This window comes from Parafrankia elaeagni, from assembly GCF_000374165.1.
Taxonomy (GTDB): Bacteria; Actinomycetota; Actinomycetes; order Frankiales; family Frankiaceae; genus Parafrankia; species Parafrankia elaeagni.
The window spans coordinates 95319-113321 of record NZ_KB893670.1; the positions used below are offsets into that span (position 1 = coordinate 95319).

Here is an 18003-nt window from a genome sequence, read left to right on the forward strand (position 1 = left end):
GGTGACCACGCCGCACAGCACATCACGACGCTCTGACAAGATCGCCAACGCATGGCGAGGGAACGCGGGCCGCACTGCCGCGGAGCCCGCGCCGCGGCGCAGGGACACTTGGAGCAGCAAAGATGAGCACGAATAGCACTAAAGGCGGCGAATCGGATGCCTCGCGTGTCGCCAACGTGGCACCTTCCCCCGATATGAGCGAAGGCACGGAAGGCACGGCGCGCCCGGCAGGCACCGATCGGGCCGCGTCCGCGGGACAGTCGGCACGCGAGGAGCACGCTGGCCAGGTCGCGCTGGTGACCGGCGCCGCGGCCGGGATCGGGGCCGCCTGCGCACGCCGGCTCGCCGCCGCCGGCGCCTTCGTCGTCCTCGCCGACCAGGACATCGCCACGGCGAAGGACGTCGCCGCCCAGATCGAGGGCGCCGGTGGCGGTGCCCTGGTCCTGGAGGTGGATGTCGCCGACCCGGAGTCGGTGCTGGGCGCCGTCCGGACCACCGTGGAGCTCCAGGGCCGCCTTGACCTGGCGGTCAACAACGCCGGCGTGGCCACCGACCGGGCGCCGCTGGAGGACACCCCGCTGTCCGACTGGGACAGGGTGCTCGCGGTGAATCTCTCCGGGGTCTTCTACAGCCTGCGGGCGGAGATCCCGGCGATGCTCGCGAACGGTGGTGGCTCGATCGTCAACATGGCCTCCGTGCTGGGCACCGTCGGCCTCCAGGGAACCCCCGCCTACGTGGCCGCCAAGCACGGCGTCATCGGCCTGACCAGGGTGGCGGCGCTGGACAACGCGACCCGCAACATCCGGGTCAACGCGGTGGCACCCGGGTTCATCGACACCGGGATGGTCCACGGGCAGCGGGGAGCGCGGTTCTTCCAGCCGACGAACCGGCTGGGGACCGCCGACGAGGTCGCCGAGGTCGTCAGCTTCCTGTTGTCGCCCCGGGCCTCACTGGTCACCGGCAGCGTCTACTCGGCCGACGGCGGATTCACCGCCCGCTGACACCGTCGCCCCGGTTTCACCAGCCTCGCCGGCCGCGCCGGCCTCCCCGTCCCAGCGGGCGCGACCGAGGTCGACCCGGTCGCAGCCGCGGCCCAGCGGCGTGCCGTCGGCTCTCAGCCGCCGCAGGGCCTCGGCCGGTGCGCTCGGGTTGGGTTCCCCGGACGCCCGGATCACGCGGTGCCACGGGACGTCGTCCTCGTCGCCGAACCGGGCCAGCACTGTCCCCACTGTTCGCGCGGTGCCGGCACCGACGTACTCGGCGACGTCCCCGTAGGTCATGACCCTGCCCGCGGGGATACGCGCGACCGCCTCCAGCACAGCCAGCGCGTAGGGGGTCGGCGCGCCGCCCGCGTGGATCCGCGCCGCGGCTCCGGGCCCCGGCCCGNNCCCGANGCCTGAAGCTTCGGGACCGGGCCCGGCCCGCCCACCGGTGGGGGCGGTCAGTAGACCGGCAGGGTCTTGTCCACCTGGGTGGCCCAGGCGGTCACTCCGCCCTGGACGTGCACGGCCGAGGAGAAACCGGCCGCCTTCAGGGTCGCCAGCGCCTCGGCGGAGCGCACGCCGCTCTTGCAGTAGACGACCACCCGCCGGTCCTGCGGCAGCTCCGACAGGTGCGCCGGCAGGTCACCCTTGGGGATCAGGCGCGCGCCGGGGATCCGCACGATCTCCCACTCGGCGGGCTCGCGGACGTCCACCAGCTCGATCGGCTCCCCGCCGTCCAGGATGCCCTTCAGCTCGGCTGCGGTGATCGTCGAACCGGACGCGGCCTGCTGGGCCTCCTCGGAGACCACGCCGCAGAACGCCTCGTAGTCGATCAGCTCGGTGATCGAGGGGTTCTTGCCGCACAGCGGGCACTCCGGGTCCTTGCGGACCTTGATCGAACGGTAGGACATCTCCAGGGCGTCGTAGACCATCAACCGGCCGACCAGCGGGTCACCGACCCCGGTCAGCAGCTTGATCGCCTCCGTGGTCTGGATCGCCCCGATCGAGGCGCACAGCACCCCGAGCACGCCGCCCTCGGCGCAGGACGGGACCATCCCGGGCGGCGGCGGCTCCGGGTAGAGGCAGCGGTAGCAGGGGCCGTGCTCCGCCCAGAAGACGCTCGCCTGCCCGTCGAACCGGTAGATCGAGCCCCAGACGTACGGCTTGCCCAGCAGCACGGCCGCGTCGTTGACCAGGTAACGGGTCGCGAAGTTGTCCGTGCCGTCGACGATCAGGTCGTACTGGCTGAAGATCTCCTTCACGTTGGAGGTGTCCAGCCGGGTCTCGTGGATCACGACGTTCACGTACGGATTGATCTCGCGGACGGAGTCGCGCGCCGACTCGGCCTTGCTGCGGCCGACGTCCGACTGCCCGTGGATGATCTGGCGCTGCAGGTTCGACTCGTCCACGACGTCGAACTCGACGATGCCCAGCGTGCCGACACCCGCCGCCGCCAGGTACATCAGCGTCGGCGAGCCGAGGCCACCGGCACCCACCGCGAGCACCTTGGCGTTCTTGAGCCGCTTCTGCCCGTCCATCGCGACGTCGGGGATGATCAGATGCCGCGAGTACCGGCGGACCTCGTCGACGGTCAGCCCCTCGGCGGGGGAGACCAGGGGCGGTAGTGACACGTTGCTCCTCGCCTTCTGAAGTCTTACCACCCGACGATGCCACAGCCGCCCGCTCCGGCAGCCATGATCGACGGCTCGCGTGGCCCCGGGCCGGCCACACCGCGGCCGGCACCCGAGGTCCTCCCCCGGTGCAGCGCATGCCGGCGGCACGATGTTCCCGCCGGCCGGGTTCCCGCCCACCGGTGTTCTCCCCGGCCGTCGGAAAGTCCAGGGGTCGGCCCGTGTATCAGCGTCGCCGGCGGCGGGTATCGGAGACTGGCGGCCAAACGGTGACCAGCTGGGCCGCGCAACGCCACCGACAGGCCACCGACAGGCCACAGACGGGTCACGGACAGGTCACGGACAGGCCACGGACAGGTCCACCGACGAGCGATGAGGAGCGACGCGATGGGGTCATCGACCGAGCGGCTGCTGGACGTCCCGGACGCGGACGCCGCCGAGCAGTCCCGGGACCTGCGCCCGCCGTCCGCCGGGGAGGGCGGGGGGCAGGCCACCGACACCTCGCCCGGCACCAGCGGCGGCGCTGCCGAGGCCGACGAGTTCGACGCGGTCGAACAGCGCCTCGTCGTCGAGCAGGACGACGAGGAGGAATACCGGTAGACCGGGCCGACGGAGCGGGGGGAGCCGGGTGGTCCGGGCGCAGTGGTGGGCAACGGGAGGATCGAGGCCCGGGCGCGGGTAGTGTTGGCACGATGTCGACGTGGCTGCGCACCGACGGCCCGCGTGTGTTCGACGGATGCCGGTGACCTGCCAGGAGGTGCGCGGGTGACAGCCGAACCTGTGACGCCCGGACCTGCGGCGTCACCGTCGCGCCCGGGAAGGACGCCCCGGCTGCCCCGTACCGCCCGGCGCTTCCAGCTCCTGGGCGCGGCCAGGGAGGTCTTCGTCGCCCAGGGCTACCACGCGGCGGCGATGGACGAGATCGCCGAGCGGGCCGGCGTCAGCAAGCCCGTCCTCTACCAGCACTTCCCCGGCAAGCTCGACCTCTATCTGGCCCTGCTGGACGAGCACTCGGAGCGGTTGATCTCGGCCGTGCGGGCGGCGCTCGCCTCGACGTCCGACAACCACGTGCGCGTCGAGCGGTCGGTCCGGGCGTACTTCGACTTCGTCAGCGACCCGAGCGGCGCGCACCAGCTCGTCCTGGAGTCCGACCTGCGCAGTGAGCCCGCCGTGCGGCAGCGGGTCGAGGACAACTTCGCCCAGTGTGTGCGTGCCATCGCGGCCACCATCGTCGCGGACACCGGCCTCGGCCAGGACGAGGCCGACCTGCTCGCGGTCGGGCTGGTCGGCCAGGCCGAGTCGGGGGCACGCTGGTGGCTGCTGCGCGGTACCGCGATCTCGAAGGAGCGCGCCGTGGAGCAGCTGGTGGAGCTGGCCTGGCGCGGGATCGCCGGGTACCCCCGTCAGGTGCCTCCCGCCGAGAGCGCGTAGCGCTGGTCCAGCCCTGGTCCCCGGTACCGATCCGCCTGGTGGCGGTGGCATCGGCGTGTGCCGGGAGCGAACAGCGGTCCCGCGGGCCCGTCCCGGGGCCGGAAGGCCATAGTGTGGGCGCTGATCGTCCGACGGAGGCAGCCGTCACCGTCTGCACGCGCCCCAGCAAACTCGACCACGCGGAGGTCATCGAGTGGAGGTCAAGATCGGGATCAAGCACGTCGGTCGCGAGCTGGTACTGGAGAGCAGCCAGTCACCGGAGGCGGTCGCCGCGCTGATCGACGAGGCGGTCGGCGGCAAGACCGGGCTTCTCACCCTCGTGGACGAGAAGGGGCGCCGGGTCGTCGTCCCGGTCGACGCGCTCGCCTACGTCGAGATCGCCGAGTCCGAGTCTCGCCGGGTCGGTTTCGGCACCGCCTGAGCGCGGCATGAGCCGGCTGGCCGCCGCCGTGACGCTGGCCGCGGTCAGCCGGGACACACCCGGCCGAGCACACACAACCGGCCGAGCACAACCGGCCGGAGCACACCTGGTCAGGCCCGGAGCCGGGGCACATCCGGGCCCGGAGCTCAGGCGGAGAGGCCGAGGGCGGACATCCGCCGGCCGTGCGCGGCCATGATGCGGTTGAAGATGGCGGCGATCTGCTCCAGGTCACCGACCCCGGCGAGCAGACTCGTCAGCGCGTCCCGGTCGACCGCGACCCGCTGCGCCTGCGTCAGCGCCTCCCCGACCAGGCGGCGCGCCCACAGCGCGAGGCGACCGGCGACCGCCGGGTTGCTGTCGATGGCGGCCCGCACCCGGTCGACGGCGAAGGCCGCGTGGCCGGCGTCGGCGAGCACGCTCAGGACCAGTGCCTGCGGGCCCGGTTCGAGCCGGCCGGCGATCTCCCGGTAGAAGTCCGCCGCGATGCTGTCACCCACGTAGGCCTTGACGAGGCTTTCCAGCCAGTCCGACGGGGCCGTCAGGTTGTGGAAGGCCGTCAGCGCGGGCACGAACGGCGTCATCGCCTGCTCCATGTCCACGCCGAGCAGGGTCAGCTCCCGCTCGATGGCCTCGAAATGCGCGAACTCGGCCGCCGCCATCCGGCCCAGCGCGATCTTGTCGGCCAGGGCGGGGGCCATCCGGGCGTCCGTCGCCATCCGCTCGAAGGCGGTCAGCTCACCGAACGCCAGCAGACCCAGCAGGTCGACGAGCGCGGGGTCCGCCGCTCCGGGTGTGACGGGCTCTCCGGTGGCGTCGGCTGTGGGCGCGGCGGCACGGGTGCCGGCGTTCGCGCTGGTGGGAACGGATCCGGTGCGGGTCTGCGAAGTCTGCGCCACAGCGTGATTCTGGCACCTCCCGGTGCTTCACCCGTCGCGTCTGTCCCCGGCGGCGCCCCGGGTCGTGGCCTGCGGATGCCGGTGCCCGCCAGGAGTCGCCCGGACGTCGCCCGGGCATTTGACCGGGCATCTGACCGGTCGCCCGCGGGACGTCGACCTGACGTCGACGCAGGGCCGGCCAGGAGTCGATCGGGCCTGATCGGGGGGCCGGTCGCAGTGGTGTCCGAGAGATGTCAGCGGCCGTTGCCGGACGGGTCGGCGACAGCGGAAGCCGTGCCGCGGAGCACCCGCGACCACGAAATCCGGCGGCCGTCGGGCTTGCCTGGCAACGACTTCGTGGGTCAACGAAGCCGGGAACCTTGCAATATCACACCCACTCGGGGCGGGACACGGGTTATCCTGGGTTCAGCCGGTGGTCATCACACCACCCAGCCAACAGGCCGCTGATCGACTGACGCCGCCCCGGGGAATCGGGCCGCTGGCGCCGCGCGGCGAATCGCGAGCGGGTTCAGCGAACGGACACCGCTCAGAGCAGACCAGGAGTGTCCCGCTGTCCGTCACAGACACACCATCGACCGACACTGAAACCACCAGCCCCACCGAAGCCGTCAGCGACTCCCCGGCCGGCCCGACAGACCAGGCCCCGGAGCAGGCTCCGCAGGAGGCCCCGCTGTTCGCCGAGATCGGCGTCCGCGCGGAGACCGTCGCGGCACTCGCCGAGGTCGGCATCCTCCGGCCGTTCGCCATCCAGGCACTGACCCTCCCGCTGGCGCTCGCCCGTACCGACATCATCGGGCAGGCGCGCACCGGCACCGGCAAGACCCTCGCCTTCGGCATCCCCATCGTCCAGGTCGCCACGGCGAAGGACGAAGGCGCGACCGGGCGTCCGCAGGCCCTCGTCGTCGTTCCCACCCGTGAGCTGTGCGTGCAGGTCACCGCGGACATCGCCCGCGCCGGCCTCGGCCGCGGGCTGCGGGTGCTGGCGGTGTACGGCGGCCGTGCCTACGAGCCTCAGCTCAGCGCGCTGCGTGCCGGCGTCGAGATCGTCGTCGGCACGCCGGGCCGGCTGCTCGACCTGGCCCGGCAGAAGGCGCTCGACCTCGGCGAGGTCCGCACCCTGGTCCTCGACGAGGCCGACGAGATGCTCGACCTCGGCTTCCTGCCGGACGTCGAGCGCATCATCGCGTTCCTCCCGGAGGGCCGGCACACGATGCTGTTCTCCGCGACGATGCCGGGCCCGGTCATCTCACTCGCCCGCCGTCTGATGATTCGGCCGGTGCACGTCCGCGCCGAGCAGCCGGACGAGGGCAGGACCGTCCCGAACACCCAGCAGCACGTCTTCCGCGCCCACGCGCTGGACAAGATGGAGGTGCTGGCCCGCCTCCTCCAGGCGGCGGACCGCGGCCTCGCCATGGTCTTCGTCCGCACCCGCCGCACGGCGGACAAGGTGGCGGAGGACCTGGCCCGGCGCGGCTTCGCCGCCGCCCCCGTCCACGGCGATCTCGGCCAGGGCCAGCGTGAGCAGGCGCTGCGCGCCTTCCGCGCCGGCAAGGTCGACGTGCTCGTCGCCACCGACGTCGCCGCCCGTGGCATCGACGTCGGCGGCGTCACCCACGTCGTGAACTACCAGTGCCCCGAGGACGAGAACGTCTACCTGCACCGCATCGGCCGCACCGGCCGGGCCGGCGGCAGCGGCGTCGCGATCACCTTCGTGGACTGGGACGACCTCCCCCGGTGGACGCTGGTGAACCGTGCGCTGGCGCTGCCGTTCGAGGAGCCGCTGGAGACCTACTCCACCTCGGCGCACCTGTTCGAGCTGCTGGGGATCCCGGCCGAGGTGAAGGGCACGCTGCCGCACGCCGCCCGTACCCGGGCCGGGCTCGCCGCCGAAGAGGTCGAGGACCTCGGCGGCGGTGGCCGGCGCGGCAGCCGTCCGCGCACCCGCGAGCGGAGTGCCGAGGAACAGCCGGTCCGTCCTGCGCGCACCCGCGTACGCCAGCGCACCCGCGGTGCCGGCGCTGCCGCCGCGGCGACCGGGCTCAGCGTGGCCGGAACCGACGGAGCGCCCGGCGACCCGGGCGTGGACGCCGGTACCGACGCCGGCGTGACGGATCTGGCCAGCGCTCCGGCCGGTGGCGTCACCGACGGTTCCGTCGCCGAGGTCCATGTGCTGGGCGGCGAGACGGCCGTGCGGCACGACAGCGGGTCCGGCAGCGGGTCCGCGGAGGCGGACGAGGACGGTCTCGACCTCGCCTCGACCGATCCGTCCGCCGAGCCGGCCCGCCGGCGCCGGCGGCGCCGCGGTGGTCGCGGGCGCGGCACCGGCACCGTTCGCGACAACGGCTCGGAGCCGGGCAGCGACGGTGACCTCGGTTCCGACGTCACCGACCACGCCCCCCGGGCCGAATCCGCCTGACACCCGCACGAAACCGCAGGGCCCCGGTGATGTCCGGGGCCCTGCGGCATGTCCGGGGCCCTGCGACATGTCAGGGCCTGGTGCGCAGCGCAAGCCGCACCCAGCTGGGCCGTCCGCAGGCGGGGCAGCGCAGGAGCGACGGGTGTCGCAGCGGCAACGGCAGGTGCATGCTCGGAGTGAGTACCAGGAACGCCCGCCACAGGCCGACCACGCTGCTGCGACCGCAGCGGGAGCAGGCGATGGCGAGCGTTGGCCGCCGGTTCCCGGGCGGCCGCACACCGCTGTAGAGGGCTCGTTTGCCGTGCGCGTCGCGGCCGATCGAGCCCCCGCGCCCATGGGCGCTGTCGGTCGCCGGCATTTCGACGACCCGCTCCCGCAGCGGTACGGGCCTGGCGACGGGGATGCCGGCACCTCCCCGACCGGTGCCACCCAACCCGGTGCCGCTTGCCGCCCCGTCCGCGCGGGCACGGCCGGTGTCCCGCCCGGACGCGCTGCGGATACCTCCCGCCGTCCCCCGCGGGCGCAGGCGCTCGAAGCCCGCCGACGCGCGCGGGTTCACACCGGCGCGCCGGACACGGCGGCGCCCGGACCGACAGTCCGCGCGGGCGGGCGGGCCACGGGGGGCGCCGGCAGCCGCCCGTCGGGCAACCGCGGCGGCCCACCCCGGCCCGATCCGGTCCCAGGTCCGGTCCCAGATCCGGTCCCAGGTCCGGTGCCGGCAGTTGTGCCGGTGCCGGAGCCGGAGTCCTGTCCGGCGATGGCGCGGGCATGCGCCCGGTACGCCTCCGCCCCTTTCGAACGGGACGCGGTGGTGAGGATCGAGCGGCCCAGACCGGGTGCCTCGGCGAAACGCACCGACCGGGCGATCGGCGGCTCGAGGATCGTGACCTCATAGCGGGTGGCGACATCCAGCACGACGGCGCGGCCGTGCGCGGTACGCGCGTCGAACAGGGTGGGCAGGACCCCACGGACCCGCAGCCGCGGGTTCGTCAGCCGCTGGACGTCCGCGACCGTGTCGAGCAGCTGCCCGACCCCACGGTGGGAGAGCGTCTCGCACTGCAGCGGGATGACGACCTCGTCCGCGGCCGTCAGCCCGTTGATGGTCAGGACACCGAGCGACGGGGGACAGTCGACGAGGACGAAGTCGTACTGGTCGGCGACCTCGTCGAGGGCGAGGCGAAGCGCGTGCTCCCGCCCGGTGCGGGAAAGCAGAATCGCCTCGCAGCCGGCCAGCTCGATGGTGGCGGGCAGCAGATCGGCGCCGTCGGGAGTCGGGCGGGTGACGATCCCGGCGGGCAGCCGGCCGAGGAGCACGTCGTGGACGGAGAGTTCCAGCGCGTCGGGGTCGAGGCCGAGGGAGAAGGTCAGGCACGCCTGCGGGTCGAGGTCCACCAGCAGGACACGCTGGCGGAGCTCGCTCAAAGCGGCGCCGAGGCTCGCCACCGAGGTGGTCTTGGCCACGCCACCCTTCTGGTTGGCTACAGCGAGGACCCGGGCCACACCGATCAGTGTGCCAACCGAAACAGCCTGACCACAACACTATGTGTGATCGAATCTTGCGCAGGCGACAACCGTGGGGACGAAACCGCCCAGGCAGGGACGCGCCAAGGGCTCCTTTCGTGAGATCTCCGGAGCATTGGTGCCGCGAGCCGTGTTCCGGGCGCTACCGGGGGGCAGGGCCCTTCCGGGGCAGCACGCGCATTGCCCACCCACCAGCCGACCAGAGGGAGCCATCAGCATGCTCGAGGCCGCCGGCTACCTGCTCGTGGCCGTGCTCCTGATCGCCGGCAACGCGCTGTTCGTCGCGGCCGAGTTCGCGCTGGTGGCCGTCGAGCCGCATCAGGTCGCCGAGGACGCCGAGGCGGGCGAGCGCCGCGCCGGCGTCGTGCTGGGGGCGGTGCGGTCGTTGTCGTTCCAGCTCTCCGGCGCCCAGCTGGGTATCACGGCGACGTCCCTTGCCGTCGGCTATCTCGCCGAGCCCGCCATCGCCACCCTGCTGCGGCCGCCGCTGGAGGCGATCGGGCTGCCGACGGCACCGAGCGGGCTCGTCGCCATCACCCTGGCCCTGGTGCTGGCGACCGTGACGCAGATGGTCTTCGGCGAGCTGGTCCCGAAGAACTGGGCGATCTCCGAGCCGGTACGGGTCGCCCGGGCGGTCGCGCCGGCGCAGGTGCTGTTCTCCCGGGTGTTCCGGCCCCTGATCAGCCTGCTCAACGGGGCCGCGAACGTGCTGGTGAGGGCAGTGGGCGTCGAGCCGCAGGACGAGCTGCGCACCGGCCGTTCCTCCGAGGAGCTGGGATCGATCGTGGCGTCGTCCGCCGAGCACGGGACGCTCCCGGCCACCACGGCCTCCCTGCTGAGCAGATCACTGCGGTTCGGTGACCGCCGCGCCTCGGACGTCATGACACCCCGGATGCGGACCGTGTTCGTCCATGCCGACACGTCTCTCGCGGAGCTGCTCGGCCTCGCCGAGCGGACCGGCCTGTCCCGCTTCCCCGTCCTGCGCGCCGGGCGGGACGCCGCCCCCCGCGGCGGCGAGGCCGCGGCCGGCGACCACACCAACACCGGCGACCACACCAGTTCCGGCGACGACGCCAACGACGGTGACAGCGGGAACGATGGAGACAGCAGGAACGACGGAGACGCCTACGACGTGATCGGTGTCGTCCACGTCAAGGACGCGTTCCGGGCGCCCCCGGCGGAACGCGCCCGACGCGGCGTCGCGGAGTTCATGGTCGAGCCGCTTCTGGTCCCCGCGTCGCTGCACTGTGAGGTCCTGCTGCACCGATTGCGGCGCGGCGGCCTCCAGCTCGCCGTCGTGATCGACGAGTACGGCGGGATGGACGGCATCGTGACGATGGAGGATCTCGTCGAGGAACTGGTCGGCGAGGTCGACGACGAGCACGATCGGCCGGCGTCGCCGGACGTGGTGGCCCTCTCCGCCGGCCAGTGGCTGCTGTCCGGCCTGCTGCGCCTGGACGAGGTTCGGGAGGAGACCGGAATCAGCCTGCCCGAAGGCCCGTACGAGACCGTCGGCGGCCTCGTCCTGGCCCGGCTCGGCCGCCTCGGGAAGCCGCAGGACGTCGCGGTCGTGGACCACAACGAGCTCGTCGTCGTCGCGGTCGACGGCCGCCGCATCGACCGCGTCCGCCTCGTCGCCACGCCGACCGCGGGAGCCACCGCGACCGCCACGACCGCCACGGACCGGGCGGACCGGGCGGACCACCGATGAACCTGCTGGCCCTCGCCGCCGGGCTGCTCCTGCTCGCCGGGAACGCCTTCTTCGTCGGGGCCGAGTTCGCGCTGATCTCGGCGCGCCGGGACCGCGTCGAGCCGCTCGCCGACAGCGGCGACAAGCGCGCGGCGGCCGTCCTGGCGCACATGGAACACCTCTCCCCCATGCTCGCCGCCACCCAGCTCGGCATCACCGTGTGCTCGCTGGCGCTGGGCTCCGTCGCCGAGCCGGCGATGGCCCACCTGCTGGAGTCGGGCCTGGACGCGGCCCACGTTCCGTCCGACGCCCAGCATGTGATCGCGTTCGCGGTAGCCCTGCTCATCGTCGTGTCGCTGCACATGGTCCTGGGCGAGATGGTCCCGAAGAACCTCTCCATCGCCGGGCCGGAGCGCGCCGCGCTCTGGCTGGGGCCGCCCCTGTTCGCGTTCGCCCGCGTCACGCGCCCGTTCATCATGTTTCTGAACGCCTTCGCGAACGCGGTCCTGCGGCTGCTGCGCGTCGATCCGCAGGACGAGCTGGCCTCCGCCTACACCCCGCAGGAGCTGGGGGCGCTGATCGGGCAGTCCCGGCAGGAGGGCCTGCTGCACCCGGGCGAGCACGAGCTCCTCACCCACGCCCTGGAACTGTCCGGCCGCACCGCCCGCTCGGTGATGGTGCCGCTCGCGGACACCGTGACCGTCCCGTGGACGGTGACAGCCACCGAGCTGGAGCGCATGGTGGCCGGAACCGGGTTCTCCCGCTTCCCGGTCCGTGCCGACGCCGAACTGGCCGGCTTCCTGCACGCGAAGGACGTCCTGGGGATTCCGGCGGAGGCCCGGGACGAGCCGCTGCCGCCTCGCCGCCTGCGGCCGATGGTGCGGATACCCGTGGATCTGAACCTCGACGAGGTGCTGCGGCTCATGCAACGGACAAGGAGCCATCTCGGCCGCGCCGTGGACGCGACCGGCGCCACTCTCGGCGTCGTGGCGATGGAGGACGTCGTGGAGGAGTTCGTCGGCGAGGTCGAGGACTCGAGCCATCGCGATGCCGACGCCGCGGTCGCCGAGGCCGCCGACGCGGACGCGGACGCGGCCGACACATCCAGCCGCTGACAGCGAGACCCGCCGCCGGTTCCGGCCCGCTACCGCCGTCCCGGCCGGGCCCGCGGTGAAGGCGAGCCCGGCCGATCAGACGCGCGACCCGGACGGTGCGGGTCGGGTACGACCGCCCTGGTCAGCCCGCGGCCGGCGCGGCGCTCTGGACGACCTCGAACGACCACAGGGTGGCCCCGCTTGCGGCCGGCCCGCCGTGGCCCGGCTGGCCGCCGTGACCGCCCGGGGCACCGTTTCCGCCCGGGGCACCGTTTCCGGCCGGGGCACCGTTTCCGCCCGGGGCACCGTTTCCGGCCGGGGCACCCGTGGGCGCTCCGCCGGGATGGCCGTGGGCACCAGGAGCGGCCTCGGCGCCCGCGGCCCGGTGCCCCTCGCTGAAGGCCATCGAGGACTGCCACTTCTGGAAGTCGTCCTCGCTGCGCCAACGGGTGTAGACGAGGTAGGTGTCGGTTCCCTCCAGGGGCCGCAGGAGCTCGAACCACTCGAACCCGTCGGCCTTCTCGACCATCCCTGCGCGGCCGGCGAACCGCGACTCCAACGTCTCCCGCATCGCCGGGGGAACCGTCAGGACATTGATCTTCACGACACTCATATCCGCAACGGTAGTGCGCGGCGGCACGCCGCGGCGGTGCCGGCCCCACGACCGTCCCATGTCTGTCGGGCTGGAGACCGAGCCGGCGCCGGCAGCGGCGCGGGCGGGAGACCGGCGTCCGGGCCGGTGCCCGGGAGGCCCCGCCACCACCGCCGGCAGTGGTCACTACAGTCGGCGGACGTGTCCCGTCTCCCCCGCCTCGCCGTGCTCATCGAGGCCGGCGCTGTTTCCCAGGCCCCCTCTTCGCAGGGCCCGTCCCGCGCGAACGCGGAGCCGCAGGCACGCGGTTACGCCGGGGCGGCCGCGCTCGTCTCCCTTGTCGACAGCGGGCTGGACGCGATCGCCGTGGTCGCGGGTGGCGCCGGTCTGGCAGCCCGCGCGGCAGCCCGGGAGCTTGGTGAGTTCGGCCTCGTCGACCGGCTCACTGTGCTGCCGGAGCCGCTCGTGCTGCGCGCCGGGCCCGGCGGACGCCGCCCCTTCACCGTGCTGGGCGGTACACCGCAGCACGGGCCGGAGCAGCTGCCCGATCAGGACGCGATTGTGCTGGTCGGCCGGCACGCCGCCATCGGGCCGGCGCTCCGGGGCACCCCGGCTGGGCCGCCACCGCCGCCTGAGCTCGCCCGCGAAGCCGGTGGTTTCTTCGGCGGTGTCTTCCACCCCGAGCTGGAAGGCGTGTTCCGGGTCTCACCCGATCCGGAGCTGGCCGGGCCGCAGGGGCGGTGGATCGGCGAGTACGTGCGGGGTCGGTACCTGCTCCCGTCCCGTTCGGTGATGGTCTGCGGCGCCGGGCGGCTCGCGGGCCTTCCCTGGCGAGGCGGGCTGGTGTCGAGGCCGGACGGGCAGGCTGCCAGCCGGCGCTACCTGAGGGCGCTCGCGAAGGAGATACGCCGAGGCCACGCCCGCGCGTCCCGCGCCGGTTACCCGCTGCCCGTCCCCGCCGGCCAGGGCTGAATCAGCCTGGCCGCCGCCGGGAGCCCGGAGCTTCCGGCTTCGGAGTCACCTCCACCGCGGGCTGCACGGGCGCCGAGGCCGGCCCGGCGGCCGCGGCAGCCTCGGCGGCGGCGGTGACGTACACCGGCAGCGGGTCGGGCGCGGGCTGGCGGCGCCAGACCGAAAGCTGGCACAGACCAGGTTCGACGGTCCAGGTGCGGCCGTCGAGGTGGTCCTCGATACGCAGGGGAGGCCGCGCCCCGGGTTCGGCGGCCTGGCGATGCCCCCAGGCGTGGGCGGCGTCCCAGCTCTCGAAGACGCCCACGAACTGGTCGTCCCCGTCGAACACCTGGTAGCGGCAGGCCTCGGCGACCGAGCGGTCGATCTCGGCACCGCCGCGGCCGCCGCCCACCGCCCCGGCGGTTCCTCCCGCCTCCGCCAGCCGGGCCATGCCTGCCATGCCTGCCGGCCCAGCCCGGCCCACTGGCCCGGCGGCGCCCGCGGTGTGCGCTGGACCCGCGGCTCGCGGGACACCCGCCGAACGCGCCCCGAGGGCCCCGAGGGCCCCGAGGGCCCCGCCAGGACCCGTGAACACCGATCCGACGAATCCGCCGGGCCTCGGTCCGGTCGCGCCCGCCGCGTGGGCGCCTGCCCAGCCCTCCATCACGATCACCCCGTCCACCAGCGACGACGCCCCGCGGGGCGGGCCGACCTGGCCACCAAAAGCAAGATACCGGACACTCAGTGTCAGTCGGGCCACGCGATCGGCGCACATGCATTCACCACGATTGTGCATCCATTGTTCCAAGGCTCTGCCAACTTATGCTGAGATCATGACCCTCAGGCTACATTGGCACGCAAACCGTTATATTCAGCAAACTATTTAAATTGACACAAACTCGTGGTAGCCCCGCGACGGCGGAGACCGCTCCCTGTTTGGTGTGCTCAGCTCCGTTCGCCGTGCGTCCCGCGGGCATGCCCCGGCACTACCGAAAACACCACGACACGGGGTGTTCCGGCCAGGTGTGTGCCCCGGCCCGGCAACAGCCGCGCGCAGGGATGACGCGCAAAGCACCCACGAAAACAGCCACAGAGAGGCACCATGTCCGAGCCCACCATCGGGGGAAGTCCCACAGTGCGCCGCCGGCGGCTCGGCGCCGAGCTCCGCCGGCTCCGCGAGCAGGCCGGCCTGTCCGCGGACGACGCCGCACGCCACCTGGAATGCTCGCCGTCGAAGATCAGCCGGGTTGAGACCGGGCGGACCCCGGCACGCATCCGCGATGTTCGCGACCTGCTCGAGCTCTACGGGCTCCACGACACTCCCGAACGGGAGACCCTGCTGGACCTGGTGCGCCAGTCGAAGGAGCAGGGCTGGTGGCAGTCGTTCGGGGATGCTGTTCCGGAGTGGCTGGAGACTCTGATCGGCCTGGAGGGCGACGCCGACACCATCCTCACCTACGAGTCCGTGCTGGTCCCCGGGCTGCTGCAGACCGAGGAGTACGCACGCGCCCTCGCTCTGGACTTCGACCGGGACGGCTCACCGACCGACGCCGAGCGCACGGTGGCGCTCAAGCGGGAGCGGCAGAAGCGGCGCGGCCGGAGCGGCCGGCCGCTGGTCCACGCGCTCCTCGACGAGGCGGTCCTGCGACGGCCGGTGGGCGGGCCGGATGTCCTGCGCGGGCAGCTGGAACACCTGCTCGCGGAGGCGGCCCGCGGGCGCGTCATCATCCAGGTGATCCCGTTCCAGGCCGGCGGCTACCCGGCCCAGGGCTTTCCGTTTACTCTTTTCGAGTTCCCCGACACGCGGGACCAGCCCGTGGTCTATCTGGAAGCCCTCTCCGGCGCGGTCTACCTGGAAAAGGCACACGAGGTGCGCCGCTATAAGGTCGCGTTCGAGAAACTGCGGGCCTGCTCTCTCGGTCCCGACGAGGCAGGTGCCATGATCATGCGCATAGTCGAGAAGGTGAAACAGGGTGAAGGTATACACGGCCAGCGGCGGTAAGGGTGGCCTCGAGTCTCTCCGCTGGAGGACGAGCAGCCACAGCCAGCCGCGCGGGAACTGTGTCGAATGGGCACCCGGAACGGGTTCCGCGTACGTTCGCGACTCCAAGGACCGCGCCGGAGGCACTCTTGAGTTCTCCGAGCGGTCGTGGTCGTCGTTCGTCAGCGCCATCCGCGCCGGCGACCTGGCCTGACGGAACCAGCCGGGGCTGATCAGCCCGCCGTCCGGCCGTCGCGGCGCCTCCCGAGGGCCGCGATCGGCCGGCGGCGGGGCACGGGTCCTCGACGCAGGCGGCAGCCACCTGTGCCGGCGTCGGTACCGGCCACGACGCCGACGAGGTATCCGAGGCGCCCGAGGCCCCGGAACCTGCTGCGTCAGATCGTCAGGTCGAACTCGCCATCGGCGAGTCCGGCGATGAAGTCGTCCCACTCCGCGTCGGTGAACAGCAGGACAGGGCCGACCGGCCGGTCGGAGTCCCGCATCGCCATGCCGCCGGGGATCCGCGCCACCTCCACGCGGTTGGGCTCATCGCCCTCCGGAAGTGCCGAACGCCACGACGCGGTGGCGAGGTCGCGATGGGAGAGATCGAACTTGCGCGGCACCGGAACAGCCCCTGACCTGTCTGAAACGGACATCTGGACCCGGCCGCGGGGCGGCGAGCGACACGCCCCGGACCGCGTCACCCCTGCGGGTAAGGGTAGAAGGCGCGGCACCTGACACCGGGTAGGAGCATCGGCGCGTCACATCGCCGGCATCAACCTGCCACCCACGGTCAACCTGCCAGCCGCAGTCGACTTTCCAGCCGCAGTCAACCTGCCAGCCGCAGTCGCTCTGCCAGCCGCAGTCACTCGCCCAGCCCGGCCCAGGGCTCGCGGTCCGGTGTGACCTCCCGCCCCTGTGGGCAGTGCCGCCGGAAGTCGCACCAGGAACACAGGGTGCCGGGCCGGGGTGGGAAGGCCGCGTCGCGGTCGGCGCCGGCCCGCAGCCGGTCGGTCGCTTCGGTGATGTCCCGCGCCACGGACTCGGCGCGCCGCACATGACGGGCCAGCGACTCCTCGGTGTGCTCGGCGGCGGCGACCGACCCGGTCGGCAGATGGTGCAGCTCCACCCGGCGGCACGGGGTGCGCAGCATCCGCCCGGCGGCGAGCGCGTACAGGGCCAGCGCGGACGAGCCGCGGGCGTCGGCGTCGGAGAGGGGGCGCCGGCCCGTCTTGTAGTCGACCACAACGAGCTCACCGCCGCGCTCGTCGAGGCGGTCGACACGGCCGTGGAAGGCCAGCTGTTCCGTCCGGGTCGCCACCTGGCGCTCGACCGCGCGCGGCTCGGCCGCCGGGTCGAGACCGGCGGTGTACCCCTCCACCATCGCGACGGCACGCTCCCGCCAGGCCGCGGACTGTGCGCTGTCGCGGAAGCCGTCCTCGACCCAGGCCGTCCGCAACAGGGAGCCGGCGCGCTCCGGTGTGCGGGCCGGCAGTGGAACCTCCCACCAGCGGTGCAGCGTGTTGTGCACGCTGATACCCAGGGACGTGTGCGCCCACGGCGGGCCCTTGGGCGGGGCCGGCCGATCCAGGTAGATCATCCGGTACTTCCGCGGGCAGTCCTCGAACGCCGCCAGGCGGGACGGGGTGCAGGAGAACAGCCGACGGGGCATCCCGGCCAGCTCCATCTGGTCCATCAGCCGATCATCTCATCGCCGTGACTCGCGCCGGGTCTCACATACGTACCTTCTGGACGGCGCGAACCCCGCCTGGCATGCTCGGTCCATGCGGTTCGGTGGGGCTCAGGCGCGCGTGACGGCGCTGCCGACCGGGACCGCACCACGGGCCGGGCGCGGGCGGCCGGTGGCCGGCCGGGTCGGCCCTCGTCCACCGCGAACGTTTTATGGGGGCCGGGTACGGTCCCCGCACTGCCGCTGATCCCACGCGGCTCCGCGCCAGACCGCAGCCCGGCAACCCCCGGGCCCTTCGTGGCGCGGGTAACGCCGAGCCCTACCGAAGGGCCCCACCGTGACGAACGTCGTCGACGCCTCCAGCTCCGCCGCCGCGGCCGGCAGTGCCGCGCCCGCCGAGCCCGAGACGGCCGCCGCGCCCGCCGCCGTGCCGACCATCTCCTCCATCGACGAGGGTCGCCATCTCATCGATGACATCGACGCCAGGCTGCGCGCGCTGGTGAGCACCCGCAAGGAGCTGTCCCGCCAGGTGCAGGCCCTGCGGGCCGAGGCCGGTGGGCCGCGGGTGCAGCATGGGCGGGAGAACGCGATCATCTCCTCGTGGGCGGACGAGCTCGGCCCCCGGGGAGCCGAGATCGCGCTCGCCGTGCTGACCCTCTGCCGCGGCAACCTCCCGTAGGCCCCGCGGCCGCCCGCAGGCTCGCCG

20 protein-coding genes are annotated in these 18003 nt (G+C 73.2%); 11 read left to right on the forward strand and 9 right to left on the reverse strand.

Annotated features, from left to right (window positions below):
* Positions 1-194 precede the first annotated feature (194 nt).
* Positions 195-1001 carry an SDR family NAD(P)-dependent oxidoreductase gene (locus B207_RS0100375; protein WP_018634524.1) on the forward strand — a complete coding sequence of 269 codons (807 nt, stop codon included), beginning with the start codon at positions 195-197 and terminating at the stop codon, positions 999-1001.
* On the opposite strand, the gene B207_RS0100380 is transcribed toward B207_RS0100375, so the two are convergent.
* Both B207_RS0100380 and moeZ read right to left on the reverse strand, forming a co-directional pair.
* Positions 948-1280: an MGMT family protein gene (locus B207_RS0100380; RefSeq protein ID WP_326828381.1), complete on the reverse strand. Its 333-nt coding sequence runs from the start codon at positions 1278-1280 to the stop codon at positions 948-950. The two genes, B207_RS0100375 and B207_RS0100380, sit on opposite strands and share 54 nt — an antisense overlap.
* A 161-nt stretch (positions 1281-1441) precedes the next feature.
* Positions 1442-2614 carry an adenylyltransferase/sulfurtransferase MoeZ gene (moeZ, locus tag B207_RS0100385; RefSeq protein WP_018634527.1) on the reverse strand — a complete coding sequence of 391 codons (1173 nt, stop codon included), beginning with the start codon at positions 2612-2614 and terminating at the stop codon, positions 1442-1444.
* A 387-nt stretch (positions 2615-3001) separates the two neighbouring features.
* On the opposite strand from moeZ, the gene B207_RS0100390 reads away from it, so the two are divergent.
* The 3 genes from B207_RS0100390 (at position 3002) to B207_RS0100400 (ending at position 4466) form a co-directional block, all read left to right on the forward strand.
* Positions 3002-3214, forward strand: coding sequence for a hypothetical protein (locus B207_RS0100390; protein ID WP_018634528.1), 213 nt, complete (start codon positions 3002-3004; stop codon positions 3212-3214).
* Positions 3215-3379: 165 nt separating this feature from the next.
* Positions 3380-4045 (forward strand): TetR/AcrR family transcriptional regulator, encoded by a 666-nt coding sequence (locus tag B207_RS0100395; RefSeq protein WP_026310515.1) that lies wholly within the window; start codon positions 3380-3382, stop codon positions 4043-4045.
* 193 nt (positions 4046-4238) lie between these two features.
* Positions 4239-4466 carry a DUF3107 domain-containing protein gene (locus B207_RS0100400; protein WP_018634530.1) on the forward strand — a complete coding sequence of 76 codons (228 nt, stop codon included), beginning with the start codon at positions 4239-4241 and terminating at the stop codon, positions 4464-4466.
* A gap of 146 nt (positions 4467-4612) precedes the next feature.
* Here the strand turns inward: B207_RS0100400 and B207_RS0100405 are convergent, their stop codons facing one another.
* Entirely contained in the window at positions 4613-5362 is a 750-nt protein-coding gene (locus tag B207_RS0100405; protein ID WP_018634531.1) for a ferritin-like fold-containing protein, read from the reverse strand.
* A 670-nt stretch (positions 5363-6032) separates the two neighbouring features.
* On the opposite strand from B207_RS0100405, the gene B207_RS0100410 reads away from it, so the two are divergent.
* Positions 6033-7778 (forward strand): DEAD/DEAH box helicase, encoded by a 1746-nt coding sequence (locus B207_RS0100410; protein WP_026310516.1) that lies wholly within the window; start codon positions 6033-6035, stop codon positions 7776-7778.
* 70 nt (positions 7779-7848) lie between these two features.
* Here B207_RS0100410 and B207_RS40950 read toward each other — a convergent pair whose 3' ends face one another.
* Positions 7849-8337 carry a hypothetical protein gene (locus tag B207_RS40950; RefSeq protein WP_018634532.1) on the reverse strand — a complete coding sequence of 163 codons (489 nt, stop codon included), beginning with the start codon at positions 8335-8337 and terminating at the stop codon, positions 7849-7851.
* Positions 8334-9278, reverse strand: coding sequence for a ParA family protein (locus B207_RS0100420; protein WP_018634533.1), 945 nt, complete (start codon positions 9276-9278; stop codon positions 8334-8336). Before B207_RS0100420 ends, B207_RS40950 begins: the two co-directional genes overlap by 4 nt.
* A 238-nt stretch (positions 9279-9516) precedes the next feature.
* On the opposite strand from B207_RS0100420, the gene B207_RS37705 reads away from it, so the two are divergent.
* Together B207_RS37705 and B207_RS0100430 are read left to right on the forward strand one after the other, a co-directional pair.
* On the forward strand, positions 9517-11010 hold the full coding sequence (locus tag B207_RS37705; RefSeq protein WP_018634534.1) for a hemolysin family protein: 1494 nt from the start codon (positions 9517-9519) through the stop codon (positions 11008-11010).
* A complete protein-coding gene (locus B207_RS0100430; protein ID WP_018634535.1) occupies positions 11007-12104 on the forward strand; it encodes a hemolysin family protein in 1098 nt (365 codons plus the stop codon). Before B207_RS37705 ends, B207_RS0100430 begins: the two co-directional genes overlap by 4 nt.
* Before the next feature lie 121 nt (positions 12105-12225).
* Here the strand turns inward: B207_RS0100430 and B207_RS0100435 are convergent, their stop codons facing one another.
* Positions 12226-12696 (reverse strand): antibiotic biosynthesis monooxygenase family protein, encoded by a 471-nt coding sequence (locus B207_RS0100435; RefSeq protein ID WP_018634536.1) that lies wholly within the window; start codon positions 12694-12696, stop codon positions 12226-12228.
* Between the two features lie 180 nt (positions 12697-12876).
* Here B207_RS0100435 and B207_RS0100440 point away from each other — a divergent pair, with 180 nt between their 5' ends.
* Positions 12877-13647 (forward strand): hypothetical protein, encoded by a 771-nt coding sequence (locus tag B207_RS0100440; RefSeq protein ID WP_026310517.1) that lies wholly within the window; start codon positions 12877-12879, stop codon positions 13645-13647.
* A gap of 1 nt (position 13648) precedes the next feature.
* On the opposite strand, the gene B207_RS42235 is transcribed toward B207_RS0100440, so the two are convergent.
* Positions 13649-14401 carry a hypothetical protein gene (locus tag B207_RS42235; protein WP_154675058.1) on the reverse strand — a complete coding sequence of 251 codons (753 nt, stop codon included), beginning with the start codon at positions 14399-14401 and terminating at the stop codon, positions 13649-13651.
* A gap of 327 nt (positions 14402-14728) precedes the next feature.
* Here B207_RS42235 and B207_RS31925 point away from each other — a divergent pair, with 327 nt between their 5' ends.
* Together B207_RS31925 and B207_RS37710 are read left to right on the forward strand one after the other, a co-directional pair.
* Positions 14729-15628, forward strand: coding sequence for a helix-turn-helix domain-containing protein (locus B207_RS31925; RefSeq protein WP_018634539.1), 900 nt, complete (start codon positions 14729-14731; stop codon positions 15626-15628).
* Entirely contained in the window at positions 15600-15821 is a 222-nt protein-coding gene (locus tag B207_RS37710; protein WP_084691933.1) for a DUF397 domain-containing protein, read from the forward strand. Before B207_RS31925 ends, B207_RS37710 begins: the two co-directional genes overlap by 29 nt.
* 181 nt (positions 15822-16002) lie before the next feature.
* On the opposite strand, the gene B207_RS0100455 is transcribed toward B207_RS37710, so the two are convergent.
* Together B207_RS0100455 and B207_RS0100460 are read right to left on the reverse strand one after the other, a co-directional pair.
* Positions 16003-16230, reverse strand: coding sequence for a DUF397 domain-containing protein (locus B207_RS0100455; protein ID WP_018634540.1), 228 nt, complete (start codon positions 16228-16230; stop codon positions 16003-16005).
* A 242-nt stretch (positions 16231-16472) separates the two neighbouring features.
* Complete coding sequence (locus B207_RS0100460) at positions 16473-17303, reverse strand: RecB family exonuclease (protein ID WP_018634541.1); 831 nt, start codon at positions 17301-17303, stop codon at positions 16473-16475.
* Positions 17304-17634: 331 nt separating this feature from the next.
* Between B207_RS0100460 and B207_RS0100465 the strand changes: the two genes are divergently transcribed.
* Positions 17635-17976 (forward strand): chorismate mutase, encoded by a 342-nt coding sequence (locus B207_RS0100465; protein WP_018634542.1) that lies wholly within the window; start codon positions 17635-17637, stop codon positions 17974-17976.
* Positions 17977-18003 lie beyond the last annotated feature (27 nt).